The sequence below is a fragment of the Streptomyces sp. WMMC500 genome (assembly GCF_027497195.1).
GTDB lineage: Bacteria > Actinomycetota > Actinomycetes > Streptomycetales > Streptomycetaceae > Streptomyces.
Genome location: NZ_CP114905.1, coordinates 5,528,416 through 5,552,491 on the forward strand (window position 1 = coordinate 5,528,416; position 24,076 = coordinate 5,552,491).

General features: G+C 73.9%; 23 protein-coding genes. 14 read left to right on the plus strand and 9 right to left on the minus strand.

What is annotated here, in order from left to right; genetic code table 11:
* The 6 genes from O7599_RS23900 to O7599_RS23925 all read left to right on the plus strand — a co-directional run bounded on the left by O7599_RS23900 (window position 1) and on the right by O7599_RS23925 (window position 5,657).
* A complete protein-coding gene (locus tag O7599_RS23900; protein WP_281617660.1) occupies window positions 1-180 on the plus strand; it encodes a hypothetical protein in 180 nt (59 codons plus the stop codon).
* Between the two features lie 83 nt (window positions 181-263).
* On the plus strand, window positions 264-2,009 hold the full coding sequence (locus O7599_RS23905) for an asparagine synthase-related protein (RefSeq protein ID WP_281617661.1): 1,746 nt from the start codon (window positions 264-266) through the stop codon (window positions 2,007-2,009).
* On the plus strand, window positions 2,003-2,299 hold the full coding sequence (locus O7599_RS23910; protein WP_281617662.1) for a PqqD family protein: 297 nt from the start codon (window positions 2,003-2,005) through the stop codon (window positions 2,297-2,299). The genes O7599_RS23905 and O7599_RS23910 overlap by 7 nt, the downstream gene beginning before the upstream one ends.
* Before the next feature lie 5 nt (window positions 2,300-2,304).
* Window positions 2,305-2,712, plus strand: a complete 408-nt coding sequence (locus O7599_RS23915) for a lasso peptide biosynthesis B2 protein (protein ID WP_281623491.1) — start codon at window positions 2,305-2,307, stop codon at window positions 2,710-2,712.
* Window positions 2,713-2,901: 189 nt separating this feature from the next.
* Window positions 2,902-3,420, plus strand: coding sequence for a hypothetical protein (locus O7599_RS23920; RefSeq protein ID WP_281617663.1), 519 nt, complete (start codon window positions 2,902-2,904; stop codon window positions 3,418-3,420).
* Window positions 3,421-3,821: 401 nt separating this feature from the next.
* Complete coding sequence (locus tag O7599_RS23925; protein ID WP_281617664.1) at window positions 3,822-5,657, plus strand: ATP-binding cassette domain-containing protein; 1,836 nt, start codon at window positions 3,822-3,824, stop codon at window positions 5,655-5,657.
* Between the two features lie 179 nt (window positions 5,658-5,836).
* Here the strand turns inward: O7599_RS23925 and O7599_RS23930 are convergent, their stop codons facing one another.
* Both O7599_RS23930 and O7599_RS23935 read right to left on the minus strand, forming a co-directional pair.
* Window positions 5,837-6,442 carry an ATP-binding protein gene (locus tag O7599_RS23930; RefSeq protein ID WP_281617665.1) on the minus strand — a complete coding sequence of 202 codons (606 nt, stop codon included), beginning with the start codon at window positions 6,440-6,442 and terminating at the stop codon, window positions 5,837-5,839.
* On the minus strand, window positions 6,439-7,347 hold the full coding sequence (locus O7599_RS23935) for a hypothetical protein (RefSeq protein ID WP_281617666.1): 909 nt from the start codon (window positions 7,345-7,347) through the stop codon (window positions 6,439-6,441). Before O7599_RS23935 ends, O7599_RS23930 begins: the two co-directional genes overlap by 4 nt.
* Window positions 7,348-7,459: 112 nt before the next feature.
* On the opposite strand from O7599_RS23935, the gene O7599_RS23940 reads away from it, so the two are divergent.
* Window positions 7,460-8,050, plus strand: coding sequence for a hypothetical protein (locus tag O7599_RS23940; protein ID WP_281617667.1), 591 nt, complete (start codon window positions 7,460-7,462; stop codon window positions 8,048-8,050).
* 86 nt (window positions 8,051-8,136) lie between these two features.
* Here the strand turns inward: O7599_RS23940 and O7599_RS23945 are convergent, their stop codons facing one another.
* Both O7599_RS23945 and O7599_RS23950 read right to left on the minus strand, forming a co-directional pair.
* Complete coding sequence (locus O7599_RS23945) at window positions 8,137-9,036, minus strand: GNAT family N-acetyltransferase (protein ID WP_281617668.1); 900 nt, start codon at window positions 9,034-9,036, stop codon at window positions 8,137-8,139.
* A gap of 253 nt (window positions 9,037-9,289) precedes the next feature.
* Window positions 9,290-9,685 (minus strand): RidA family protein, encoded by a 396-nt coding sequence (locus tag O7599_RS23950; RefSeq protein ID WP_281617669.1) that lies wholly within the window; start codon window positions 9,683-9,685, stop codon window positions 9,290-9,292.
* Between the two features lie 62 nt (window positions 9,686-9,747).
* On the opposite strand from O7599_RS23950, the gene O7599_RS23955 reads away from it, so the two are divergent.
* Window positions 9,748-10,746 carry a WYL domain-containing protein gene (locus tag O7599_RS23955; RefSeq protein ID WP_281617670.1) on the plus strand — a complete coding sequence of 333 codons (999 nt, stop codon included), beginning with the start codon at window positions 9,748-9,750 and terminating at the stop codon, window positions 10,744-10,746.
* Here O7599_RS23955 and O7599_RS23960 read toward each other — a convergent pair.
* Window positions 10,721-11,803, minus strand: coding sequence for an XRE family transcriptional regulator (locus O7599_RS23960; RefSeq protein ID WP_281617671.1), 1,083 nt, complete (start codon window positions 11,801-11,803; stop codon window positions 10,721-10,723). The two genes, O7599_RS23955 and O7599_RS23960, sit on opposite strands and share 26 nt — an antisense overlap.
* Window positions 11,804-12,100: 297 nt before the next feature.
* Entirely contained in the window at window positions 12,101-12,574 is a 474-nt protein-coding gene (locus tag O7599_RS23965) for a helix-turn-helix domain-containing protein (protein WP_281617672.1), read from the minus strand.
* A gap of 112 nt (window positions 12,575-12,686) precedes the next feature.
* On the opposite strand from O7599_RS23965, the gene O7599_RS23970 reads away from it, so the two are divergent.
* Window positions 12,687-13,577: an NAD(P)-binding domain-containing protein gene (locus O7599_RS23970; RefSeq protein ID WP_281617673.1), complete on the plus strand. Its 891-nt coding sequence runs from the start codon at window positions 12,687-12,689 to the stop codon at window positions 13,575-13,577.
* Between the two features lie 31 nt (window positions 13,578-13,608).
* Here the strand turns inward: O7599_RS23970 and O7599_RS23975 are convergent, their stop codons facing one another.
* Together O7599_RS23975 and O7599_RS23980 are read right to left on the minus strand one after the other, a co-directional pair.
* A complete protein-coding gene (locus tag O7599_RS23975; protein WP_281617674.1) occupies window positions 13,609-16,236 on the minus strand; it encodes a serine/threonine-protein kinase in 2,628 nt (875 codons plus the stop codon).
* 226 nt (window positions 16,237-16,462) lie between these two features.
* Window positions 16,463-17,320, minus strand: coding sequence for a VOC family protein (locus O7599_RS23980; RefSeq protein WP_281617675.1), 858 nt, complete (start codon window positions 17,318-17,320; stop codon window positions 16,463-16,465).
* A 243-nt stretch (window positions 17,321-17,563) separates the two neighbouring features.
* On the opposite strand from O7599_RS23980, the gene O7599_RS23985 reads away from it, so the two are divergent.
* The 4 genes from O7599_RS23985 to O7599_RS24000 all read left to right on the plus strand — a co-directional run bounded on the left by O7599_RS23985 (window position 17,564) and on the right by O7599_RS24000 (window position 20,587).
* Window positions 17,564-18,217: a TetR family transcriptional regulator gene (locus tag O7599_RS23985; RefSeq protein WP_281617676.1), complete on the plus strand. Its 654-nt coding sequence runs from the start codon at window positions 17,564-17,566 to the stop codon at window positions 18,215-18,217.
* Between the two features lie 88 nt (window positions 18,218-18,305).
* The gene (locus tag O7599_RS23990) at window positions 18,306-19,526 is read left to right on the plus strand and encodes an NAD(P)/FAD-dependent oxidoreductase (RefSeq protein ID WP_281617677.1); all 1,221 of its coding nucleotides are present in this window, start codon (window positions 18,306-18,308) and stop codon (window positions 19,524-19,526) included.
* Window positions 19,527-19,959: 433 nt separating this feature from the next.
* A complete protein-coding gene (locus O7599_RS23995) occupies window positions 19,960-20,319 on the plus strand; it encodes a helix-turn-helix transcriptional regulator (RefSeq protein WP_281617678.1) in 360 nt (119 codons plus the stop codon).
* Window positions 20,320-20,392: 73 nt separating this feature from the next.
* Window positions 20,393-20,587: a hypothetical protein gene (locus tag O7599_RS24000; RefSeq protein ID WP_281617679.1), complete on the plus strand. Its 195-nt coding sequence runs from the start codon at window positions 20,393-20,395 to the stop codon at window positions 20,585-20,587.
* Between the two features lie 37 nt (window positions 20,588-20,624).
* On the opposite strand, the gene O7599_RS24005 is transcribed toward O7599_RS24000, so the two are convergent.
* Window positions 20,625-20,957: a hypothetical protein gene (locus O7599_RS24005; protein ID WP_281617680.1), complete on the minus strand. Its 333-nt coding sequence runs from the start codon at window positions 20,955-20,957 to the stop codon at window positions 20,625-20,627.
* 162 nt (window positions 20,958-21,119) lie between these two features.
* Between O7599_RS24005 and O7599_RS24010 the strand changes: the two genes are divergently transcribed.
* Complete coding sequence (locus O7599_RS24010) at window positions 21,120-24,017, plus strand: BTAD domain-containing putative transcriptional regulator (protein WP_281617681.1); 2,898 nt, start codon at window positions 21,120-21,122, stop codon at window positions 24,015-24,017.
* Window positions 24,018-24,076: the final 59 nt, after the last annotated feature.

The following is a 24,076-nucleotide window of genomic DNA, read 5'->3' on the forward strand; positions in this document are numbered from 1 at the left end:
ATGGCCGAGCAGACCCCCGTCACCGCCAAGCCCAAGCCCGCTGCCAAGGGCACCCCCGTGACGCCGCCGAGGAGCACTGGCGGCTTCGCGCCGCAGGTCAGCACCTACCCGGTGCCGGCCCTCACCCTGGGCCGGCAGACGTTCAACGACTCGGACAAGGACAACTACTTCGAGGGCTGACGCCCAGGACAGCACCGGGCAGCCCCGGGGGCCGGTCGCTACGGCGGGCGGCCCCCGGGCGCGTCTGAAGGGGAGGCGAGCAGATGGAACGGGAGTGGATGACCGGCGGCACCGCCGCCGTGAGCGGAACGGGAATCGAGGGGCTCGAAGGTGTGCGCCGCCCGCCGGCTGCGCGTGTGCGTTCGGCCGGGGAAGGGCAGGCCGTGGTCGCGGTCGTCGGCGACTGCCCGGTCGCCGAGCAGGACCTCCGCAGCGCCCTTCCGGCCGTGCGGGCGGGCCGGTGGGCCGAACTGAGCCGGTGGCCCGGCTCGTACTGGGTGCTCGCCGCCTGCGGGCGGCAGCGGTTCGTGTGCGGTGACCTCGCCGGAATCCGGACCCTCTACTACACGCCGCACCGGGAGGGGACGGCGTGGGCGACCGCGCCCGGCCTTCTCCCCGCATCGCTCGTGCCGGACCTGCCGCACTTGGCGGCACGGCTGGCGGCGGGCGAGCACCACTGGCCGCACCGCAGCCTGTACGAGCGGGTCCGGCAGGTACCCGGCGGATCCGGGATGCTCCTCACCCCCGGTGTGCCCCCGCAGCTCGTCGACGTTCGTCGCGCCGAGTCCGTCGCGGAACTCGGTCAGGGCGCCGAGCGGTTCGGCCGCGCGCTCACTGATGCCGTGGGGTACCGGGTCCGCGCGGCCGGCTCGGTGGTGGGGGCGGATCTGTCCGGCGGGCTCGACTCCTCCGCGGCCGTCGTCCTCGCCGCCGAGGTCGGCGACGTGCACGCGGTGACATACACCGACGGCTACACCAGCGCCGAAGACGCCTCGTACGCCGCCCGCGTCGCCGAGCACACCGGCGTCACGCACACCATCGCTGCGGGCGGTCTGCCGCAGCTGCCCTTCGGCTTCGGCTCGGGGCAGCCCACCGGTGGCGAGCCGGTGCTGGGGGCGGCCATGTACGCCATGGACAGCGCGTACCTTCAGCCGGTGCGGGGGCTGCCGCTGCACCTGACCGGGCACGGCGGGGACATCGTGCTGGACGCCTCCAGTGCTTGCTGGGTGCGGCTGGTGCAGGACGGCGGGTGGCGTGAGGCCCGCCGTCAGGTCGTGGCGTTCGCCCGGCTGCGCAATACCGCCCCGGGCCCTTACTGGAAGGCACTCAAACAGGCCGCTGAACTGGGACGTGCCGGCTCGCTGGGACGTGCCGCCGACGCCCTGGAACGCGGGCCCGTGACTGCGGATCCGGCTGTGGCGGGCTGGTCATGGTGTCGTCTGGGAGCCGGGGCGTCGTGGCTGACCGGGGAGGGCCGGCAGCAGGTCGCCGTGCAGTTGCGGCAGGCCGCCGGTGAACGGCAGCCGGAGATGGCGGACGAATTCGAGCAGTGGAGCGCCCTGCGGTCGGTCGGCGCCTCCGCCCGTGGCTGGACCCCGTACGCCGAAGCCCTCGGTGTGACACTGGCGTACCCGTACCTGGACAACGAGGTAGTGCGGGCCGCGTTCGCCATCCCGGCGCTCGCCCGCCGCGGGGTGGTCACGTACAAGCCGCTGCTACGCGCCGCGTTACCGCAGTTGCCCCAGTGGCTGACCGAGCGGCGCTCGAAGGGCTCCTTCACCGCCCAGCGCATCGCCGGACTCGCCCGCCACCGGGAGCGCCTCGACGAGTTGATCGCGGCCAGTCCGTTCGTCGGCGCGGGGCTCATCGACCATGCGGCGGTGAGCGCGGCGCTCGCGCAGGCCGCCCGCGGTCAGAACGCCACGGTCATCGCCGACCTGCACCGGCTCCTCGTCACGTGCTGGTGGCTCTCCGGCGAGCAGGCTGGCCGGAAGGTGGCGGCATGCTGACCCTCGCGTCACACGTCCATCACGCCACCGGCCCGGACGGTACGGCGGTGCTCGACACCCGGCGCGGCTCATGGCTCATGCTCGACCCGGACGCCTCGCAGGTCTGGCGCGCGATCACCGTTCGCGGCGGCACCGATGGGCTCGCGGACGAGATCGCCGTCCCCACCGGCCAGGACCCGCAGGTCGTCGCCGAGCACATCACCACGTTCGTCGCCGAGCTGGTGGCCGCCGGGGTACTCGTCGACACCGCACAACCGGCCCCGCAGAAGAAAAGGAGGTGGTGGCGGTGACGGTCATGGTCCCCGGCGCCCGGCCCACCACGACCCGATACGACCGCATCGTCGCAGCCGCGGCCCTCGCGCTCTCTCTGGCGCTGGGCCGGCTGCCGCTGCGCCGGCAGATCGCCGCCGTACGTCTGCTGCGCGGCCTGCCCCACGCGGGCCTGGCCCGCCTCGAAGCCCTGAACGCCGCGGTCCTCGCGGTGGCCCCGGTGTGGTGGCGGGGCCGTATCGCCTGCATGGAGGTCAGCCGCGCCACGGTTATCGCTGCCGCGCTGACCGGCCGTCAGGCGCACTGGGTGCTTGGCGCTCGGTTCCTGCCCGACGGTGCGCACGCCTGGGCCGAAGTCCCCGAAGGCGCGGTCGGCCGGGACACGGGCGACGCCGTCGACCGGCCCTGGATGCCCGCCCTCACCGTGCCGTAGTAGGCGTCACCGCGGCCGTGGCCCGGTGTGACTGAGGATTCCAGTCCGCAGGTTGACAGTTCAGGCGGCTGAACCCACTGCCCTGGCTGCGCGAAGGTGCTGTGACCTGCACAGACCACGTGGGTACCGTACTGTCGTGGCCCGCGGCGGTGCCGAACCACGCCGGAGCCAATCCGCTACGATCTGCTGATGCCCTGTGTCTTCTGCGGCGGTTCTCCCGTCACCAAGGAACACGTTTTCCCTCAGTGGCTGAACCAGTATCTTCCGCCAGGGCCACAACGGACCGAACAGGCCCGCTACGGGGCGGGCGCCTTCGACGTGACCAGGCAGAGCGTGGGCCTGGACTTCACGGTCAGGAAGGTGTGTGCCCCGTGCAACAGCGGCTGGATGTCGGAGCTTGAAGGCTCCTCTAAGGAGGCTCTCGAACCACGGATCATCCGGCAGGACCTCGATCTCATATCCCTCCGGCAACAACGCAAGATCGCGCTCTGGGCCACAAAGACAGCGATGATGGCCGACCAGGTTCAACTGGAGCCCCTCCTGCCGTCCCATCAGCTCCGGAGAATGCGGACTCACCAAGCGATTCCTGGTGGAACGCGCGTCTGGCTCGGGTCCTGCCCCGAACGCAACCCCACCGTCACCAGTCAGACCGTGAGGATTGACCTCTCAGGCGTATCCCGCGAACGTCGTGATACAGCACGCACCTGAGTTCCGCGCCTCCGTCGCCCGGATCTGGCCCCCCGTTCCAGCGATCTACCTTTTCCGCCACCTGTCCAGCCACGAGACGGCGAAGCCTTCGAATTACTCGCCGACGCGTTTCGCGAGAGTCTCTACCTCCACACACCCGAGCAGGCGGCCGAGCATGGGCTCAAGGAATCCTAAGATCGAACTGCACAGCCGCGCCCTGGGTCAGGGAGCCTCCCGCCCAGACGAACCACCCGAACGAGTGAAAAGCAAACTGTGAGGGCTGACGGCTGGCCGGGTGACCGGGGGCGATTCGGAACACCCCGAACAATTCCGTTGCCCGGCTTGATACGTGGCCCCTTGATGGGGGCGTGAATTCTTTCGCATCTATACCACCGGCCGCCGGCGCGGGCCAGCCGCCCGTGATGCGCTTGGCCTCCGATCGTCACCTGAAGGCGAGCGTCACCCTGTCCACGTGGGCGATAGCGCGCCGCCTGCCCCGTACCCTCGCCGCGGCGGCGCGCCTCGCATGGCGCACCGACCGCCGCGCCGCCCTGGCGCTGCTCGGCTGCCAGATCGGTGCCGCCGCCCTGACTGCGACCGCCCTCGCAGCCACCACCCGCGTGCTGGCCGCGGTGTTCACCGGCGACGACATCGCCGCCGGGCTGCGCGAGAACCTGACCGCCGTGCTGGTCCTCGCCCTTGCCGGCTGCGGCCGCTATCTCCTCGACGGGGGCGCCCGCGCCGCCGCGGCCCAGCTCGCCCCTGCAGCCGTACGCGAAGCCGACCTCCAGGTCATCACCGCAGCGACGGGTGCCGAGTTGGTCGCGTACGAGGACCCCGACTTCGAGGACGCTCTCGCCGCCGCCTCGGACGGAGCGGAGATGACCGGCGCCCTCATCGTCGACTCCCAGGTGCTGACCTCCGCCGCAGCCCAACTGGCCGCCGCCGCCACGGTTGTCACCTTCTTGCACCCGGTGCTCCTGCCGCTGCTGGTCCTGGCCGTCGTCCCGTGCGCCTGGGGCGCCGTACGGGGTGCACGGATCGAACACGCCGCGCACCATCGCAACCTGGGGGACTCCCGTCTGCGCAGCGTGTTCCGCTCCTACACCACCGAGCGGAAAACCGCCGACGAGGTCCGCGCCGGCACCATGGCCGGCTTCCTGACCCGGCAGTACCGCATCGTCTCCGGACGCCTGGAGGCCGAACAGCTCGCGGCCACCCGGCAGGCCCTGGTCGCGCAGGGCATCGGTGACGCTCTCACGGCCGCCGGAATGCTCGCGACCTGGGGGGCGCTCGTGCTCCTGGTGACGGCCGGCCGCATGGAACTCGCAGCCGCGGGAACCGCCGCCCTGGCGGTGCGGGCCTCCGGCGCGGCCCTCACTACCACGGTCAGGGCCGGGGCCCGGCTGTTCCGCACGTCGCTGTCCTTGGACGACTGGACGCGGTTTTTGACCGTGGCCCAGGCGTGGACCGCCCGACGAGGCAGCACCGCCGTCGCCGACGACGGCCCGAACGTGATCACCGCCCACGGCGTTTCCTTCACCTACCCCGGCGCCACCCGGCCGGCCCTCGACGGCATCGACCTGGACCTCAAGCGCGGCGAAGTCATCGCCCTCGTGGGCGAGAACGGCGCCGGCAAGAGCACCCTCGCCCGCATCCTCACCGGCCTGTTCCTCCCCACCACCGGCACCGTGCGCTGGGACGGCCTGGACCTGGCAGACGCCGAACCCGCTGCTGTGCTGTCCAAGGTCGCGCTCGTCCCGCAGGACTACACCCGCTGGCCCCTGGCCGCCCGGGAGAACATCACCCTCGGCCAGCCCCGCCCCGACGGCGACGCCGCCGTGCACGCCGCCGCCGAAGCCGCCGGCGCCGACACCGTCATCGCCGACCTGCCGAACGGCCTGAACACGTCCCTGGCGCGCTCCTGGTGGGGAGGACACGACCTCTCCGGCGGACAGTGGCAGCGCATCGCCGTCGCCCGAGCCTTCCACCGCAACGCACCCGTCCTGGTGATGGACGAACCGACTGCCGCGCTCGACGCGCGCGCAGAGCACCGCATCTACACCCGGCTCAAGGCGCTGGCCGCCGGCCGGACCACTGTGTTCATTACCCACCGGCTTGCCAACGTGCGTCTCGCCGACCGCATCATCGTCCTCGACCACGGCCGCATCGCCGAGACGGGCACTTTCGACGAACTCGTAAGCCAGGGAGGCACGTCGATCTTCTTCGAGCTGCTCAAGCTCCAGGAAGATCGATGACCCCGCACTCCGTTGCTCTCCAGCGAGTACCGCTGGCACACCGGCCCGGCGCACCCTGGCCGGCCACCAGGAGCAGTGCGCCGTACGCGACTTCCGTAAACGCCTCGCTACGACCCTGACCGATCCGGTCTGGACGAGATTGGTCAGTTACGAAGGCTTCCCGTCGCGGCTCAACGAGATCACGCTCCCCCGCTGGGTTTGGGCAGGCGCAGGTTGGCGCAGAGGAAGTCCAGCCGGGCGGCGGCGGAGTCGGGGGGAACGAACACCGGTTCGTAGCCGGCGTCGTAGTAGCCCTGCACGATCAGCTCGTGGACACGGCGGATCTCGCGGTCCTTGGCCCAGACGATGTCGTCGGGATCCTCGAAGGTGTCGAGCGGGTCGAGCACGAAGACCGCGTCGTATCGGTAGCGTCGCGTGGCGTCTTCCAACTGCGGGGTCGGCCGCAACCCGAAGAACCCCTCCCAGCCGTAGCCGTCCGGGATTCCCCGGTTGTAGAAGCGAATCCCGTGTTCGTGCGCGGTGTACTCGGCGATGAAGGCGTCGAGGACTTCCAGGGAGTAGGCCCGGCGGTCCTCTTTGAGCAGGTGACGGCCGAGCTTTTCCCGGTGCCTGCGGTAGATCTCCCGACCGGGTTCTTCGGTCATGCAGGGGACTCCGGCGACGTGGACCGCCTCAAGAAGGTCGTCCTTGCCGGACGACGGGCCGCCGGTGATGACGTAGCGGCGTGGCTGGCCGCTAGCCGCCGCGCGGAGGGCGGCGGCGAGGGCCGGGTTGGTGGTGGTCAAGGCTGTAGTCCGTTCTCTTCGTCGGGGGTGGCTTCGGACGGCTCGGGGCGGGTGAGGAGCCCGTCGAACCAGGCGTCTGCCAGCGCGGTCTCGCTGTGCAGGACGGCGACGAACTGTTCGCGGCCCCCTCCGCTGGCGGCGGCCTCGGTCAGCCGGGACTCCTGTGCCTCGGTCAGGGCAGGGGTCCAACCGGCCAGCGCGACCAGTTCGTCCACGGAGGACTCCGGACCTGGGGCGAACGCGGTGCTGTAGCTGATCGCTTCGGCGCGGGCCGCGGCCCACCGCCACGCGGCGGTCGTCGTCGTGTGCAAGAGGGTCGCCCGGTCGGCCCGGAGACTGATCAGCCGCTCGACGGCGAGCAGTTCGGCGCGGGCAGCGTAGATCGCCGACCAGAGTCTGCTGAGTTGCTCCTCCTGCTCTGCCACTTCCCAGGCGAACGGGTCGGCCTGCACCGGCTGCCGCCCGGCGGTGGGGGCGAGTCGGGGCGCGATCATCGGGGAACGGACGAACCGGTCGGCGTCGGCCAGCAACTCCCAGGCGATCTTCTCGATCAGTTTGGGCTCGACGCGCTTGCGGAAGTGGTGGACCTCGTGCCCGGCCTCCTTTGCCGCCAGTTCGCGGCGAACGGTCAGGCTCTGGCCCGGTTCGGCCGGGGGTAGCGCGAACAGTGCCCGTGCCGCCGCGGCGTAGCGGGCGTCGGGGAACCGCGCGAGCAGGCCGCGCAGGGCCCCGTCGAGGGCCGTGGTGCGACTGGCCTCGTCGGCGGGGTCGACGGCCCTGGCGACGATCCCGCGCAGGCCGAGCAGAGTCGCGTCCACGGTGGCGGGGGTGACCGGCAACCCGCGCCGCAGCAGTCGCCCGACCGCGGTGACCACCTCGTTCTCCGCTGGGCTTTTTCTGGGCATGTACCGAGTGAAGCATGATGCCCAGAAAAAGCCCAATACCGGCGCCGGTGGCGGAGGGGGTGGTTCGGTCGTAGCGTCGGATGGGGGACTACGGCATCGGAGGAGTACGAAGATGCTGGAGAACAAGGCGAGCAACAAGCGCTACGTCGTCGGAGCCGTCCTCGTGGTGATCGGCGCGGTGGCCGTGGTCTGGAGTCTCTGGTTGCCCTGGTACAACGGCCGGGACGGGCGGCACTACGCGTTCGGGAGCATCTTCGACGGGATCTCGGAGACCCGGGCGCAGCTCTTCGGGTCGATCTTCTCGCCGATCGCGATCGGCGCGTTGCTGGCCCTCTACGGGGCGAGAACGCGCTCGCGCGGCTTCGTCATCCTGGCCGCGCTGCTGGTGCTGGCCGTCACCGGGCTGTGGATGTTCCGGCAGAACCAGGCGGTCGAGGCGGTCGGCGGTCTGGACGTCAACACCGACGGCACCGGTCTGGACGTCGGGAGTGCCCTCGTCGTCTTCGGGGCGGCGTTGATGCTGATCGGTGTGGGCGTCTGGGGCAGGCAGCGCCGCCGGCCCCTCACCCGCCCCGCGGAGGACGCCCCGTCCGAGCCCAACCTCCGTACGGTCTTCGCCAATGGCGGCTCGCGGAAGGACGAGGAGGGTGCCACCCCGGATCACCCCTCCGACCGGCCCGAGGAGCCGCCCCGCGCCGCCTAGGGAGCGGGTGGTTTCGGCGCGGTGTGTACGAGAAGACCGCCGCCTCCTGGGAAGCGGCGGTCTTCCTCGTACCGTTCGGTTGGGCTCTACTCCGCCCTGCCCCCCGGCTGGAAGTGGACGCGTTCCCTCACGACCGGGTATCCGGCCTTGGCGAAGTTCGCGGCCATCGGGAAGTTGCCCCGGTCCGTCGCGCCGCTGATGAACTCCGCGCCGTGGCCGGCGAGGACGTGCGTGCATTCGGCGAGAAGGTCGTAGGCGTAGCCGTGGCCGCGGTGTTCGGGGACGACTCCGATGAAGCCGACCGTCGGGCCGGAGGGGTTGTGGGCGGGGATGTGGATGCCCGCCAGGTCGCCGTCCGGGGTGTGCGCGGTCTGCCACCACTCCCGCGGGGAGGGGCACCAGTGGAAGAAGTCGAGCTCCTCCTGCGCGGCCTGGTCGAGGCCGCCCTCCTTGATGGCCCTGAGCGCGTGGGCGTCCAGGGTGGCGGAGTGGATGCGGCGCAGGGCGTCGAAGAACACCGCGTCGTCGGGTTCGGGGGAGAACCGCAGGCGGCCGGGGCGTTCGGGGAGGCCGTCGGCCGGGGTCCAGCGGTAGATGAAGCGTTCGACGAGGAGTTCGTACCCGGCGGCGCGCGCGGCGGCGAAGCGGGTGTCGGCGGCGGCGCGCAGCGCGGGGTCGTCGCGCCAGTCGCCGGGCAGGTTGACCTCGAGTTCGACCTGCCAGGGCGCGGTGCGCAGGAGCAGGGCCCCCGCCTCCTCCTCGCCCTCGGCCACGTCGAACCAGTTGACGTTGATCGGCTCCGCGTCGTCGGGGCCGCCCCACCATGCGCCGCGGGCGACGACCTCGCCGTCGCGCAGGGCGACGCGCTTCCATTCCGTACGGAAACGGGTGTGCCGGTGGCTTTCGCGGGCGTGGAGGGGGTCGGGCAGTGCGTCGAAGAGCTGGGCGTCGCTCGCGGAGAGCGCGCGGATGACCGGATCGGTCATGGATTCCTCCGGGTTACGGCTGCTTGGCGCGCTCCCCGGTCAGAATCTACGAACCACGCCGGGGCTGCGGACGAGGAGAGCGCTCGAAAGGTGTGAACTGCACGGCACTCGCCTCCTTCCGTCCGTCTCAGGGCGTGACGTCACACGGTAAGTGATCACCCGCCGATCTGTCGACGGGTTTTCCCGGCCGTCCCGCACGTGGCCTCCCCGGCGGCTGCCGGCGGGCAGGTCACGTGCCGGACACGCAGCCCGGTCAGGCGACGGCGGTGGCTTCGAGTTCGACCAGCAGGGGCGGGACGGCCAGGCGGGTCACGCCGAGCATCGTCGTCGCCGGGGCCGCCTGCGCGGCGGCCAGGCGGGCGGCCAGCGCGCCGTAGTGCTGGAAGAGGAGGTCGACGTCGGTGGTGCAGACGTTGAGCCGTACGAGGTTCGCCAGGGACATGTCCGCGGCGGCGAGGACCGCTTCCAGGTTGTCGAGGCTGAGCGCGAGCTGTGCGGCCATGTCGCCGTCGTGCCGGGGGCGGCCGTCGGGGCCCATGGCGGCCTGGCCGGAGACGAAGAGGGTGCGGGTGTGGCCGGAGACGAGTTCGCCCTGGTTGAAGCCCATCTCCGTCGACCAGGTGACCGGGTTTATCGCTGTGCGTTCCATGGGCGGCAGCCTCGCAGCGAATGACGACATCCTGTGTCGTATATCCTGCTAGATTTTTTCGCATGCGCGCCGATCGTCTGGTCTCGCTGGTCCTGCTGCTGCGCCAGCGCGGCCGGCTGTCCGCGGCCACGCTCGCCCGCGAGCTGGAGGTCTCCACCCGCACCGTGCTGCGCGACATCGACGCGCTGTCCGCAGCCGGCGTGCCGGTCCACTCCGAGCGCGGCCGGCACGGCGGGTTCGCGCTGCTGCCCGGGTTCCGTACGGAGCTGACCGGGCTGAACCACGACGAGGCCCTCGCCCTGCTGATCGCCGGATCGCGGCGCGGCGCGCAGGCGTTCGGGCTCGGCTCCGCGCTCGCGTCGGCGATGCTCAAGGTGGTCGACGCGCTGCCGCCCGGCTACCGCGACACCGCCGCCGGCGTGGCCGAACGGCTCCTCGTCGACCCCGAGACCGACCTCCTCGCGCGCCCGCTCACCGCCGAGGACGTACCCGACGACGTGCTGGCCGCCCTCCGCGGCGCCGTGTTCGCCGGGCGGAAGCTTCGGATCCGCTACGCGCCCGAAGGGCGGGCCGCGGCGTGGCGCACGGTGGACCCGATCGGCCTGGTGACCGTACGGGACAAGGGTTACCTGCTCGCCACCCGGGCCGGCGCCGACCGCACCTACCGCCTCTCGCGGGTACGCGCCGCGGAGGAACTCCCCGAACCGGCGCAGCGCCCCGAGCGCGTCGACCTCGACCGGGCCTGGCAGGAGCGCAGCGCCCGGTTCCGCACCGGCGGCGAGCAGGTCGCCGCGGTGGTACGGGTCACGCCGCGGCGCCGCGAGGAGCTGGTGGGCACCGCGCTCGCCGTACTCGCCGAGGAGGTGGAGCCCGACGGCCGGCTGCGGCTGGAGGCGGCGTTCCAGGACGCGCGGCACGCCGAGTGGGCGGTGTGGCAACTCGCCACGGACGCGGAGGCGGTGGCGCCGGAGTGGCTGCGCACGGCCCTGCGCGACCGCGCCGCGGCCCTCGCCGCCCGCTACTCCGGCGGGTCGGCTACGGCGGCGGCGGGGTCAGGCTGATCCGGAACTCCCGGTCCGCGGCGTCGGAGCAGGGCGCCTGCACGATCTCGGCGCCGGCCGCGGTCTCTTCGTCGCGCAGCCCCAGGCACTCGCCCGTGCCCAGGCGGATGCGGAAGTGCGTCGCGCCCCGCCGGCCGCCCGCCTCGACGTGGAAGCGCTGGGCCGGATCGTCGTCGGCGCACGCCTCGCGAGGCTCGACCAAGCCGCGTCCGCGCCCCTCGCGCATGGCGGTCAGACACCCGATGCCGTGCTTCGGGTGGTGCCACTGGATCTGCACCGCGCCGTCACCGACGGGTTCGAGGTAGACCCGGGGCTGGACGGACTGCGCGCACGGCTGCTGGGCCGCCACCGCGCTGCGGTAGCGGCCCGAGCGGTCCGTGCCCTCCGTGACGCAGAGGCTCGGCGTACGGGCCGGATGGATCTGCGCCCAACTGCCCACCGCCTTGATGTCCAGCCCCGGCACCGGGTCGCCGCCGATCGTCGTGCGCGGCGGGTCGGGTTCCGCGTCGTCCGGCAGCAGCGCCTGGACGCCCAGCGTGCCGCCGGCGCCGATCCCGGCCGCCGCCAGCAGCCCGGCCGCCCACCGCCATCGCCACCGCCACCGCGAGGCGGTCGCGGGAGGCGGCGCGGCGCGGTCGCCGTTCCCGGACGGGGCCGGGTGCGGGCCCGGGGACGGGGCCGGCTGCGGGTGCGACCGCGGTTGCGGCGCCGCGGGCGCCGGCTCGGCGGCGGGGGCCGCGTGTTCGTGGGTGGCGATACGGCGGCGGGCCTCCAGCCACGCGGCGACGTCCTGCTCGGCGAGGCCGCAGGCGCGGGTGAAGGCGTCGACGAAGCGTTCCCGCGGCAGCGTGGCGCGGCCGAGGGTGGTGGCGATCGTGCTGGCCGGGAGGGAGTCGGCGTGCGTGGTGGCCTTGGCCTCCAGCTCGCGGTACGTCAGCCCGGACCACGTACGCAACGCCCGCAGCGCCGCGACGTACTCGGCCCGCGTACGAAGCTCTGCCGGCTGCGGCGCCGGCGACTGCGACGATCCCGGTAAGCCGCCGTCCCTGTCGCTCATGACCCCAGCATGGCGGCACCGGCGGCTGCCCGGCGACCTTGAAACCGGCCTTGTTCGCGCGCGTTCGGAACAGGTGAGCACCGTTCCGAACGCACCCGAACGCCCGGGTGCCTTGTCAACGTCGCGGTGCGGCGCACATTCTCGGTTCAGTGCGAGCGGCTGGTCGCAGGCACACCGGCGGCGCGTGCGACAGGGGGGATGCGGTCCGGGACCCCGGACGGGGGTCGGGGTCCCGGACCGACGGGTCGTGGCACGCCTCGGGGGACGGCTCGCTGAACGGCTCGCGGAACGGGAGGATCAGCCCGGTGTGCGACCGTGCGTCCAGCGGGCCCGCTCCGCACCGCCGTGCGCGGCCGGCACGCCGGCGGCTCCCGCGCCCGCGGTTCCCGCGCCGACTGCTCCCGCGCCGACTGCTCCCGCGCCGACTGCTCCCGCGCCGGCGACGCGCTCGCGGCCCCATGCGGCCAGCGGCCCCAGCGCGGCGTTCAGCCGCGTGCCGGAATCCGTCAGCGAGTACTCGACGCGGGGCGGCACCTCCTCGTACGCCGTCCGCCGGACGATCCCGTCCGCCTCCATCTCGCGCAGGTGCGACGCGAGGACCTTCTCCGTGATCCCCGGCAGCAGCCGGCGCAACTCGCCGAAGCGGCGGTCCTGCCGGTCGTCCAGCGCCCAGAGGATCAGCACCTTCCACTTGCCGCCGATGATCTCCATCGCGGCGTCGATGCCGCAGACGTGGCCGTCCGGTGCACCGGGCCGGTTCAGCGTGGTCATGCGTACCCCTCCCACTCCCGCACCCCGCCGAGGTGCTCGCTCACCTCAGGGTAACCACCCACTCCGAAGTGCGTACTTGATCGTCTACGGGCCTGTGACCAGCATGGTCGCCATGACACCGCACACCGAGCACACCAAAGACACAGCCCCCGTGACCCTCCTCGGCCTCGGCGCCATGGGCACCGCGCTGGCCCGCGCCTGGCTCGCCGCCGGCCACCCGACGACCGTCTGGAACCGCACGCCCGCCCGCGCCGAGGCCCTGGCCGCCGAGGGCGCCCGTACGGCGGACACCGCCGCCGCGGCGGTCGCGGCGGGCGGCCCGGTCGTCGTCTGCCTGCTGGACGACGCGTCGGTCGGGGAGGTCCTGGGCGGCACGGACCTCGCCGGCAGGGACGTGGTCAACCTGACGACGTGCACGCCGGAGCAGGCCCGCGCCCGCGCCGCGTGGGCGGGCGAGCGCGGCGCCCGCTACCTGGACGGCGGGATCATGGCCGTACCGCCGATGATCGGCGTCCCGGAGAGCGGCGCCTACGTGTTCTACAGCGGCCCGCGCGCGCTGTTCGACCGCCACCGGGAGGTGCTCGCGGTCCCGGCCGGCACCACCTACGCCGGCGAGGACCCGGGCTACGCGGCGCTTCAGGACATGGCTCTGCTCAGCGCCATGTACGGCATGTTCGCCGGCGTCACGCACGCCTTCGCGCTGGTACGCAAGGAGGACGTGGACCCGGCGGCGTTCGCCGGGCTGCTGGCCGGCTGGCTCACCGCGATGGCCCCCGCGGCGCACGGGATCGCCGCCGAACTCACCGGAGGTGCGGACCCGCAGGAGGAGGTCTCCGCCCTGGCCATGCAGGTGGCGGGCATCCCCACGTTCCTCGACACCGCCCGCCAGCAGGGCGTCAGCGCCGAGCTGCTGACCCCGTACTTCGAGCTGATGCGCCGCTGCCTGGCGGAGCAGCGCGCGGCGCGGGACCCGAAGGGCATGGTCGACCTCCTGCGGCGCTGACGGCACGGGCGCGCGGGAGCCGCGCGGGTGGTCAGCGGCGGGCGGTGCCCTTCTCGGCGTCCAGGGCGTAGACGCAGCGGTCCTTGCTGCAGGCGTAGACGACGCCGCCCGCGACGACCGGGGAGCCGGTGATCTCGCCGTCCGTGGCGAGTTTCCAGCGGAGCTGGCCGCCGACCGCGTCGACCGCGTAGATGCAGTGGTCCGCGGAGCCGAAGTGGACGCGGCCGTCCGCGGCGACCGGGGCGCCGATCAGGTCGCCCCGGGTGGCGAAGCGCCACATCGGGGTGCCGGCGACGGCGTCGAGGGTGTAGAGGGCGGAGCCACTGCCGACGTGCACGTGGCCGTCCGCGACGAGGACGGGCTCGATGGACTGGCGGGCCTCCGTGGCGATGCGCCAGCGCTCGCGGCCGTCGGCGGCGTCGAGGGCGTAGACCGTGCCCAGGTGGTCGGCGACGAAGACGCCGCCGCCGGTGAGGGCCGCGCCGGGGGCGAACGCGGGCGGGCTCAGGATCACCGCCGGGGCCTCGAACGTCCAGCGCAGCGTGCCGTACGCCGCGTCCAGCGCCAGGACCCGCTTGCCCGCCGCGGCGAACACCGTGGGGCCCGCCGCCACGTCGTCGGCCGGGAGCAGCCGCACCGGGACGCCGCCGCAGGCGGCGGCGTCGCCGATCGGGTACGACCAGCGCTCTGCGCCGGATCTGATGTCCAGGGCGCGCAGCCGGCCCTCACCCCAGACGTAGACCGTGCCGTGGTGGGCCACCGGCCCGGCCTCCTGCGTCTCGAACTCCGTCTGCGCGCCGCTCAGCTCCCACAGCGGCTCGCCGGTCGCCGCCTGCCGGGCCCGCATGCCGCCGCCGCTGGTGCCGGTGACGACGGTGCCGGCGGCGACCTGAAGCGAGTACACGAAGCCCCCGGCGGCCTGGCGCCAGCGCTCGCGGCCGTCCGCGGCGTCGAGCGCGTACAGGCTCGGGCCGTCCGAGGCGTGGATGAGGCCCTCGGACAGGGCCATGGACCAGGCGACCTCGCGGGTCTTGAACTGCCGCCGGCCGCTGGTCACGTCCAGGGCGTGGACCTCGAAGGAGGTGACGTAGAGCAGGTTTCCGGAGACGACGGGCTTGCCCCAGACGTCGTTGGACATCCGGAACCGCCAGGGCCGCCACCGCGCCGGCTCCTGCCCCGCGGCCTCCGCGGGAGCGGCGGGGCGGTGGCCGGAGTGCGGGTCGTGCGCCGGCTGCGCGCCGTGCGCCGCGCCGCCGCGGGGGCGGGCCCAGCCCAGGTCGAGCCCGCCGTCCGCGGCGGCGCGGGCGCGCGCGGCGCGGGCGTCGACGACGCGGGGGCCGGGGCCGATGGGCACGGGGGCGCCGGCCAGTTGGACCTCGGCGCCGGCGTGCGCCGGCGCGGCGGGGGCGGCGGCGGCCGGCTGGGCGGGCACGTGCTCCGGTGCCGCCGCGGAGTGCGGCGCCGGGGCGCCACCGGGCGCGGCATGGGCGGGCCCCGCACCGCCGCCGTGGCGTGCGCCGGACCCGGGCGGCCCGGCGTGCCGCCCGGGGGCGGAGTGCGGTGCGGACTGCGGTACGGAACGGGGCGCCGGGTGCGGCGGGGACTGCGGTACGGCCCCCGCCCCGGGACCCGCGGACGGCGCCTCCGGCGGCGGCCCCGGCGGGTGCGGGGGCCGCGGCGGCATCGACCGGCGCGACGCGGAGGACCCCCGCGACCCCCCGACCCGCCCCGACCCGCCGTGCCCGGGTCCGCCCAGCGTGGCCGCGGCACCGCGGCGCGCCTCGATCATCCGGATCGCCGTACGCGGCAGCCACGCCGAGGCCGTACCGCTGTCGTCGCCCGCGGCGCCGAACAGGTGCGGCGCCAGGTCGGACTGGAGCGCCTCCGGCGTGGGCCGGTGGTCGGCCGTCATCTGCATGCACGCCTCGATGAGCGGGCGCAGCTCACCCGGCAGCCCCTCCAGGTCGGGCCCCTCGCGCAGCAGCATGAACACGGTCTCGACGGGGTTCGCGCCGTGGAACGGCGCGTGCCCGGTGGCCGCGAAGACGAGGGTGGAGCCGAGCGAGAAGACGTCGCTGGCGCCCGTCACGCTGCGCGAGTCGCGGGCCTGCTCCGGCGACATGTAGGCGGGCGTGCCGACGGCGACGTTGGTCATGGTCAGCCGGGTGTTGGAGACGCCGGACGCGATGCCGAAGTCGATCACGCGCGGCCCGTCCTCCAGGACCAGGACGTTGGACGGCTTGAGGTCGCGGTGGACGAGCCCGGCGCCGTGGATGGACTGCAGCGCCTCCGCGACCCCCGCGGCCACCCACCGCACGGCCTGCGGCGGCAGCGGCCCGCAGTCGTTGACGATCTCCTCCAGCGAGGGCGCGGGCATGTACGCGGTGGCGAGCCACGGCACCGCGGCCCGCGGGTCGGCGTCGACGACGGGGGCGGTGTAGAAGCCGCTGACGGCCCGGGCGGCCTCGACCTCGCGGGTGAAGCGCACGCGGAAGAGCTGGTCCTCGGCCAGTTCGGTGCGGACAGTCTTGATCGCTACGCGGCGGCCGGAGGCCGACCGCGCGAGGTAGACGAGCCCCATCCCGCCGGCGCCCAGCCTGCCGAGCACCTCGAAAGGACCGATCCGCCTCGGGTCGTGCTGCGCAAGCTGCTCGACCACGTAACCATCCACCTCCCCGTCGGGGGCTCCCGGAACCGGGCCCCCCTGCAGCCTCTCACCGCAGGCGTACGGCCGTCAGTCCCGAAAGTACGCCTGCCGATTCTCCACTCCGGAACGCGCCGGGGCTAACCCGGGGGGCGGCTCCGGGCACCGCCGCCCCTGGAACCGCCGGGTCCGGCGGGGCGCCGCGGGCCGCGCGGCCCGCGGGGCGGGGGAGAGCACCGGGTCAGGTCCCGTCGGCGCTGGTGGCGGGGGTGTCCGCGGCTGCGGCACCGCCCGCGTCGCCGGGCTCGTCAGCCTCGCCGGATTCACCGTCCATCACCGCGAACGCCGCCCCCTGGTTGTCCGCGACCACCGCGAACGTCGCCCCCGGGATCTCCTGCCGGTCCACCAGTACCCGCCCGCCCCCGCGCCGCACCGTCCCGAGCGCGTCGCCGACGTCCCCGACCCGGAAGTAGACGAGGAAGTGCGGCGGCATCTCCGCCGGCAGCATGTCGCCGACCAGCGCCCGCCCCGCCACCTCCCGGCCGGAGCCCGGCAGCGCCCACGCCTTGAAGTCGCCCGCGTCGAACGGGGGATCGGCCAGCTCGTAGCCGAAGACGGCCGGATAGAAGGCGTCGGCCGCGTCGGCGTTCCGCACGTAGACCTCGGTCCAGCAGAAGGCGCCCGGCACGTCGGTCGCGCCGAAGCCCCGCCGCGTACCGCCCTGCCAGAGTGCGAACACCGCGCCGTCCGGGTCCGCGGCGACCGCCTTGCGGCCGGCCCCCGAGGCCGCCTCCGGCTCGGTGAGCACGGTGCCGCCGGCCCGCCGGATCTTCTCCACGGTGCCGGCGAGGTCGGGGGTGGCCAGGTGGACGCCCCATGCCGTGGGCATCCGGCCGTCCTGCTTCGCGACGAGCGCGGCGACCGGCCTGCCGTCGAGGAGCGCCCGGGAGTGCCGGGGGAAGCCGGGGCCGGTGTCCGTACCCGCGCCGCCCTCCGTGAACGTCCAGCCGAAGAGCTGACCGTAGAAGCGCTCACCGGCGCGCAGGTCGGGCAGGGTGGCGTCGGCCCAGCAGGGTGAGCCCTCGGCGAATGCGTCCATGGCCGTCGTCGTCCTTCCATGGGACGTTGGTGGGGGCTGGCGTGACGGGGGACAGGCGTGACGGGGACGGTGCGATGGCTCGCATCGCCAACGTAATCGGAACGTGCGTCGGGTGGTGCGAAAGTACCCTGAACATCGGGTCAATTCTGTTCGAGAGTGGCAATTCGCGCACTTCCGACGGTCTGGCCTCCCCGTTTGCCCTCGTCAGATCGCGGTTCGATCACGCGTCGGTAAGCTGACGACATGACAGGTCAAGTTCGGACGGTCGACGGCCGTGTCGCCGGCCGGCGCGGCCAGGCGACCCGCACCAAGTTGCTCGCATGCCTCGGAGAGATGCTCGACTCCTCACCGTACCGGGATGTGAAAGTGATCGACGTCGCCCGCAGGGCGGGCACGTCACCCGCGACCTTCTACCAGTATTTCCCGGACGTCGAGGGTGCAGTCCTGGAGCTCGCGGAGGAGACGGCCAGGGAGGGCGCCGGCCTGACCGAGCTGGTGGCCGGCCGCTCGTGGGCCGGCAAGTCCGGGGCCCTGGCCGCGGAGGAGCTGGTCGACGGGTTCCTCGGGTACTGGCGGCGGAACGACGCGATCCTGCGGGTCGTCGACCTCGGTGCCGCGGAGGGCGACAAGCGGTTCTACAAGCTCCGGATGAAGATCCTCAACTCCGTCACCCGGTCCCTCACCCAGTCGATCAGGGAGCTGCAGGAGAAGGGCAAGGTCGACGAGACCGTGCACCCGGCGGCGGTCGCCGGGTCGCTGGTGGTGATGCTCGCCGGGGTGGCGGCGCACCAGAAGGCGTTCCAGACGTGGGGCGTGAAGCAGGCGGACCTGAAGCCGTCACTGGCGCTGCTCGTGCACCTCGGGGTGACGGGGCGGAAGCCGCCGAAGCAGGTGTGAGCGCGCAGCGTAGCCGCTGCTGAATCGTTAGTGCAGCGAGCCGTGCAAGCCGCCGGACGGCGGCCCCCGCCGCACTACGCTCACCCGCATGTCTCATGACCGTGTCCATGCAGAACCCGGCCGGCCGGACGGCCGGGACGACCGCCCGGTGCTCGTCGTCGGCGGCGGCCCCGCCGGGCTCGCGACCGCTGCGGCTCTGCGCGCGGCCGGGATCCGGGCGGTGGTCCTGGAGCGCGGCGCCCGGGTCGGCGACTCGTGGCGCCGGCACTACGACGCGCTGCGGCTGCACACGCCGCGGGGGATGTCGGGGCTGCCGGGCGCGCCGATCCCGCGCCGCTACGGGCGGTGGGTGGGGCGCGACCAGTTCGCGCGCCACCTGGAGGAGTTCGCGGAGAGCCACGAGCTGGAGATCGTGCACAACGTGGAGGTGGCGCGGATCGACCGCGCGGCCGGCTCGTCGTCCGGCGGGTCGTCCGGGCCGTCCTCCGGCGCGGGCCCGGGCTGGCAGGTGGCCGCGACCGGCGGCCGGGTCCTCGACGCCCGCCGCGTCGTCGTCGCCACCGGCTACTGCCGCACGCCGTACGTGCCGGACTGGGCGGGGCGCGACTCGTACCGCGGCGAACTGCTGCACGCCGCGTACTACCGCAACCCCGCCCCGTACGAGGGCAAGGACGTCCTTGTCGTGGGCGCGGGCAACACGGGCGCGGAGATAGCCGTGGACCTGGCGGACGGCGGCGCGAAGCGCGTGCGGCTGGCGGTGCGGACGCTGCCGCACCTCGTACGCAGGCCGGCGGCGGGCTGGTGCGCGGTGACGGCCCGGCGCCTGAGCGGCGTCCTGCCGGCCCGCGCGGTGGACCGGCTGGCCGGCCGGGTGAGCCGCATCGGGGTCCCGGACCTCGGCGCGTACGGCCTGCCCCGCCCGGCGAGCGGCCTCTGCACCCGGCTGCGGGAGGGAGCGGTCCCGGTCGTGGACACGGGCCTGGTCGCGGCCGTCCGCGACCGCCGGGTCCTGCCGGTGCCGGCGGTGGCGGCGCTGGACGCCGCGGGCGTGATCCTGGCGGACGGCGACCGCGCGGAACCGGACGCGGTGATCGCGGCGACGGGCTGGCGGCGCGGCCTGGAGGAACTGGTCGGCCACCTCGACGTCCTGGACGGCCGGGGCCTGCCGCGCACCCGGGGGTGGCGGTCGCCGGCGGGGGCGCAGGGTCTGCACTTCGTGGGGTACGCGCCGCCGTTGAGCGGAAGCCTGCGGGAAATCGGCCTGGAGGCCGGAAAGTTGGCGAAGGAAGTGGCGAGAACCGGAGGCTGAGCCGTCCGGGAGCGGCGCGGCGTGGGAAAAGGAGGACGGTGCCCGTCCGACGACTTCCCCTGAAGGTCATCGGCCGGGCACCGTATGGGCCGCTCACCTGACCGGTGTAGATAGCGGCCGACCGCTCGGCCCGGCAGTTCCCCCTGCTGCGGGCCTGATACGAGGATGGCAGGGGCGGGTCAACGTTTGATTAACGCCCACGTCAAGGTTTCGTTCAGCGCGCCCCGGGGGTGCCGGCCCCTGGTCAAGGGCCGTGCGGGGCGGGACGGATGGGGCGTACGGGACGCTGCCGCAAGGGCGCCGCGGGCATAGTGGCGAGTCATCGCCAGCATTGCGCGGGGACGCCCGGATTCCTTGACCCGCGTCCGGCCGCCGGAATACTTTCGCGGCTGCCGTGACACTGCGAAACGGGGGGCTGGGAGGGCTGACTGTCGTGGGCCAAGGGAAGGCGAGCCCGTGTGAGGCCGCCGCGGAAGGGCGGTTACGGGCGCCGGGAGATCCCGGCGGAATCCCGCTGCTGACCGATCGCGAGCGGCAGACGCTCTATCTCGTCGGTACGGGCGCGGGGAACCGCCTCATCGCCCGCCGGCTCGGAATATCGGAACGGACGGTGCGCGCGCATCTCAGCAACGCCGTACGGAAGATCGAGGTCCGCTCGCGCTCGGAGGCCGCGGTCTTCGCGTTCGCCTATCTGGACCTCGTCGACATCCCGGCCCCGCGGGAGCCCCGGGAACCGCCGCGACCGCGCACCGCGGGCGGCACCCGGTCACCGGCGAACTCCGGCCGCCGGTGACCGGGCCGCGGGGACTGCCCCGTACGCCCCGTACGCCGCCCGCCGCCCGCCCGCGGTGAGGGGGCGCCGTCCGATGGCCTCGAAACCGCTGCGCCCGCCGCCGGACCACCCGGGGCTGACGCTCACCGTCTACCACGTCACGCGGTCCGGCCGCCGCGGCCCCGCGCGCCGTACCCGCTACCTGCCCTCGGACCCGGAACCGGTGCCGCTGCCCCGGCGCTGGCCGCCGTGCCGCTGCCCGCGCTGCCGGGGCACGGCCCGTACCTGAGAGGGGACTCGGGGCGCAGATCCCGGGGCTTCGCGGATCAGCCGCCCTCCGCCGTACCGGCGAGGCAGGCCCCCACCAGCCACCCCCGCCGCACCGCCTGCGCCCCGCCCTGGAACCGGCTCTGCGCGCCGAGGCACTCCAGCAGTTCCGCCACCCGCCTGCTGTACGTCCGCGGGGACATGTGCAGGTTGCGGCAGGCGACCGTGTCGGGCGTGCCGCGCGACAACTCGGCGAGCACCGGCACCAGGTGCGGCGGCGGTGGTGCGGGGAGCCGCCGCGCGGGCCGGGGGGCGAACAGCTCGTCCGGGAACGCGTCGACGAGGCGGAGACCGTGTGCCTGCGAATCTTTCCGGGGAGTCGAGTCGCTCATGCCGTACAGCGAAACGGACGGCCATGGACACGCCGTTGACGGTGCGTCGAGGGTCGTCAATCCGCTGGTGACCGCGCCCGCCCGGCTGTCGCGAAAGGGCCGGTGGCGGGGGATGTCGCGGGTGCGGCAGACTGGGTGCGCGGGACGGGACAGGGGGTGGCGATGTCCGACGGTGAGCGCGCCGGGTTATCCGGCGACGGCCCGGCGGAGGGCGCGCCGGTGCGCTTCGCCCTGCTGGGACCGGTGCGGGTCACCCGCGCAGGACAGCCCCTGGGCATGGGCTCACCGCAGCAGCGGGCCGTGCTCGCCGTGCTGTTGCTGCGGGGCGGCCGGCACGTGGCCGTGGAAGAGCTGGTCGACGCGGTGTGGGGCGAGGACCCGCCGCGCGACGCGACGGGCACGATACGCACCTACGTCTCCCGCCTGCGCCGCGCCCTCGGCCCCGACGCCGACCTGCTGCGCGGCGAGGCGGGGGGCTACGCCGTACACCTGCACCCGGGCGCCGAACTGGACGTCCAGACGGCCACCCGCCTCGCGGCCGAGGCGGACGCCGCCCACACGGCGGGCGACCCCGAGCGGGCCGGGGAGCTGCGCCGCGGCGCGCTGGACCTGTGGGACGGCGAACCGCTCGCCGGCCTGCCCGGCCCGTACGCCGAGAGGCAGCGCACGCGGCTGGCCGAGTGGCGGCTGTCGCTGCTGGAGGCGCAGTTGGCGCTGGACGTCGAGGTGGGCCGGCGCGCGGAGGCGATCTCGGAGCTGACGGCGCTGACGGCGGCGCACCCGCTGCGGGAGCGGTTCCGGGAGCTGCTGATGCTGGCGCTCTACCGGAGCGGCCGGCAGGCGGAGGCGCTCGCCGTCTACACCGACACGCGGCGCCAGCTCACCGACGAACTGGGCGTCGAACCGGGCCCGGAGCTGGCGGCGCTCCAGCAGCGGATCCTGCGCGGCACGGACCAGCCGGCCCCCGCATCGGTCACGGCCTCGGTGGCCCCGGCCCAACTGCCCGCCACGCTGCCGGACTTCACCGGCCGCGGCCACGTGGTGGAGGAGCTGGGCAAACAACTCGTGCAGGCGCCGCACATGGTGATGGCGGTCTCGTCGGTCTCGGGCATCGGCGGCGTGGGCAAGACGACGCTGGCCGTACACGTCGCGCACGCGGCCCGGGAGTCCTTCCCGGACGGCCAGTTGTACGTCGACCTGCAGGGCTGGGGCCCGTCACCGGCCGATCCGGCGGGCGTCCTCGGCTCGTTCCTGCGCGCCCTCAACGTCCCGGACGCCGACATCCCCGAAACCCTCACGGAACGCGCCGCGCTGTACCGCTCGGTCCTGGCGGGCCGCCGCGTCCTGGCCCTGCTCGACAACGCCCGCGACGCCGCCCAGGTACGCCCCCTGCTTCCGGGGACGGAGGGCTGCGCGGCGCTGATCACTTCCCGCGCCCGCATGGCCCACCTCGTCGGCGCCCACCACGTCGACCTGGACGTGATGAACCCGGACGAGGCCCTGCTGCTCTTCACCCGCATCGTCGGCGCCGACCGGGTGGAGCCCCACCGCGGCGCGGCCATGGACGTGGTCGCGGCCTGCGGCTTCCTCCCCCTGGCGATCCGCATCGCCGCCTCGCGGCTGGCGGCCCGGCGGACATGGACGGTCGCGGTGCTGGCGCGGAAGCTGTCGGACGAACACCGGCGTCTGGACGAGCTCCAGGTCGGGGATCTGGCGGTGAAGGCGACGTTCGAGCTGGGCTACGGCCAGTTGGAACCGGAACAGGCGCGTGCCTTCCGGCTGCTGGGACTGGTCGACGGCCCGGACGTGTCGCTGAGCGCGGCGGCGGCGGTCCTGGACCGTACGGAGGACGACGCCGAGGAACTCCTGGAAGACCTGGTGGACACCAGCCTCCTGGAATCCGCAGCCCCGGGCCGCTACCGCTACCACGACCTGTTGCGCCTGTTCGCGCGCACGTGTGCGGAGCGGGAGGAACCGCCGGGGGAGCGGGGAGCGGCACAGTCCCGCCTGCTGGACTTCTACCTGGCGACGGCGGCACGGGTCTACGAACTGGACCGCCCAGGTGACAACCTCACCTCGCACCTCGCCCCCGTGGAGTACCGGGGCCTGAGCTTCGCCGACCGGCACACCGCGCAGGACTGGCGCCTGGGGGAGGCGGACTGCCTGCTGGCCACCGCGCGCCAGCTCGCCAGCGAACGCACTCTCGCCCGGGCCGTCGACCTGCTGATGGTGACCGCCGACCTGGCCGAGTCGGGCACGTACTCGCACCAGTTCGCGCGGGTCGCCGGGCACCTGCTGACGGCCGCCCAGCGCTCGGGCGACCCCCGCAGCGAGGGCCGGGCGCACGACGTGCTCTCCGCCTCGCACATCTACTCCGGCCGCTTCGAACAGGCCGACAAGCACGCCGCGGAGGCCATGCGGCTGGCGCACGCCAGCGGAGACCCGGTCATCTGCGGCCACGCCGCCTCCGACCGTGGCATCATCGCCGACCTCCAGGGCCGCTCCGCCGACGCCGCGACCCACCTGGAGGACGCGCTCGTCGCCTACCGCACCGACGGGAACCTGTCGGGCGAGGCGACCGCGCTGAGCAACCTCTCACGGATGCACGGCGATGCCGGGCGGTCGACACTCGCCCTCGACCTCGCGAAGCAGGCACTTGCCATTCACCACAAACTGGGCCCTAGCTTCCGGATGGCCAACTGCCTGTACGCACTCGGCATCGCCCTCACCGTGGCCGGGCGAGCGGACGACGCGCTCACGGAACTCGACGCGGCGCGGAAGCTCTTCCTCGAGAACCGGATGCACCTCTGGTACGGCATGACCCACTTCCGGATGGCCGAGGCACACCTGACCGTAGAGCGGCCCGCCGAAGCCGCCAGGTACGCCGAGCAGGCGCTCTCCCAGCTCCGCGGCATGGGCGGGGACTGGCACCGGGGCAGCGTGCTGACCGTGCTCGGCCGGGCCCTGGACGAACTCGGGCAGGCGGACCGGGCGCGGGCGTGCCTGGCCGAGGCCCGTGACCTTCAGAAATCGGGCTCGACGCAGGCCCCGCAGGGCTGAGGCTTCGGGCCTCCCAGTCAGTCCGCCTGACAGACTGCGGCGCTCTGCGCGGTGGCGCT

Bases quoted from the DNA above. Each gene is read 5' to 3' on its own strand.
- O7599_RS23900 (WP_281617660.1), top strand. From the start codon at position 1: ATGGCCGAGCAGACCCCCGTCACCGCCAAGCCCAAGCCCGCTGCCAAG.
- O7599_RS23905 (WP_281617661.1), top strand. From the start codon at position 264: ATGGAACGGGAGTGGATGACCGGCGGCACCGCCGCCGTGAGCGGAACG.
- O7599_RS23910 (WP_281617662.1), top strand. From the start codon at position 2,003: ATGCTGACCCTCGCGTCACACGTCCATCACGCCACCGGCCCGGACGGT.
- O7599_RS23915 (WP_281623491.1), top strand. From the start codon at position 2,305: ATGGTCCCCGGCGCCCGGCCCACCACGACCCGATACGACCGCATCGTC.
- O7599_RS23920 (WP_281617663.1), top strand. From the start codon at position 2,902: ATGCCCTGTGTCTTCTGCGGCGGTTCTCCCGTCACCAAGGAACACGTT.
- O7599_RS23925 (WP_281617664.1), top strand. From the start codon at position 3,822: ATGCGCTTGGCCTCCGATCGTCACCTGAAGGCGAGCGTCACCCTGTCC.
- O7599_RS23935 (WP_281617666.1), bottom strand. From the start codon at position 7,347: ATGCCCAGAAAAAGCCCAGCGGAGAACGAGGTGGTCACCGCGGTCGGG.
- O7599_RS23940 (WP_281617667.1), top strand. From the start codon at position 7,460: ATGCTGGAGAACAAGGCGAGCAACAAGCGCTACGTCGTCGGAGCCGTC.
- O7599_RS23945 (WP_281617668.1), bottom strand. From the start codon at position 9,036: ATGACCGATCCGGTCATCCGCGCGCTCTCCGCGAGCGACGCCCAGCTC.
- O7599_RS23950 (WP_281617669.1), bottom strand. From the start codon at position 9,685: ATGGAACGCACAGCGATAAACCCGGTCACCTGGTCGACGGAGATGGGC.
- O7599_RS23955 (WP_281617670.1), top strand. From the start codon at position 9,748: ATGCGCGCCGATCGTCTGGTCTCGCTGGTCCTGCTGCTGCGCCAGCGC.
- O7599_RS23960 (WP_281617671.1), bottom strand. From the start codon at position 11,803: ATGAGCGACAGGGACGGCGGCTTACCGGGATCGTCGCAGTCGCCGGCG.
- O7599_RS23965 (WP_281617672.1), bottom strand. From the start codon at position 12,574: ATGACCACGCTGAACCGGCCCGGTGCACCGGACGGCCACGTCTGCGGC.
- O7599_RS23970 (WP_281617673.1), top strand. From the start codon at position 12,687: ATGACACCGCACACCGAGCACACCAAAGACACAGCCCCCGTGACCCTC.
- O7599_RS23980 (WP_281617675.1), bottom strand. From the start codon at position 17,320: ATGGACGCATTCGCCGAGGGCTCACCCTGCTGGGCCGACGCCACCCTG.
- O7599_RS23985 (WP_281617676.1), top strand. From the start codon at position 17,564: ATGACAGGTCAAGTTCGGACGGTCGACGGCCGTGTCGCCGGCCGGCGC.
- O7599_RS23990 (WP_281617677.1), top strand. From the start codon at position 18,306: ATGTCTCATGACCGTGTCCATGCAGAACCCGGCCGGCCGGACGGCCGG.
- O7599_RS24000 (WP_281617679.1), top strand. From the start codon at position 20,393: ATGGCCTCGAAACCGCTGCGCCCGCCGCCGGACCACCCGGGGCTGACG.
- O7599_RS24005 (WP_281617680.1), bottom strand. From the start codon at position 20,957: ATGAGCGACTCGACTCCCCGGAAAGATTCGCAGGCACACGGTCTCCGC.
- O7599_RS24010 (WP_281617681.1), top strand. From the start codon at position 21,120: ATGTCCGACGGTGAGCGCGCCGGGTTATCCGGCGACGGCCCGGCGGAG.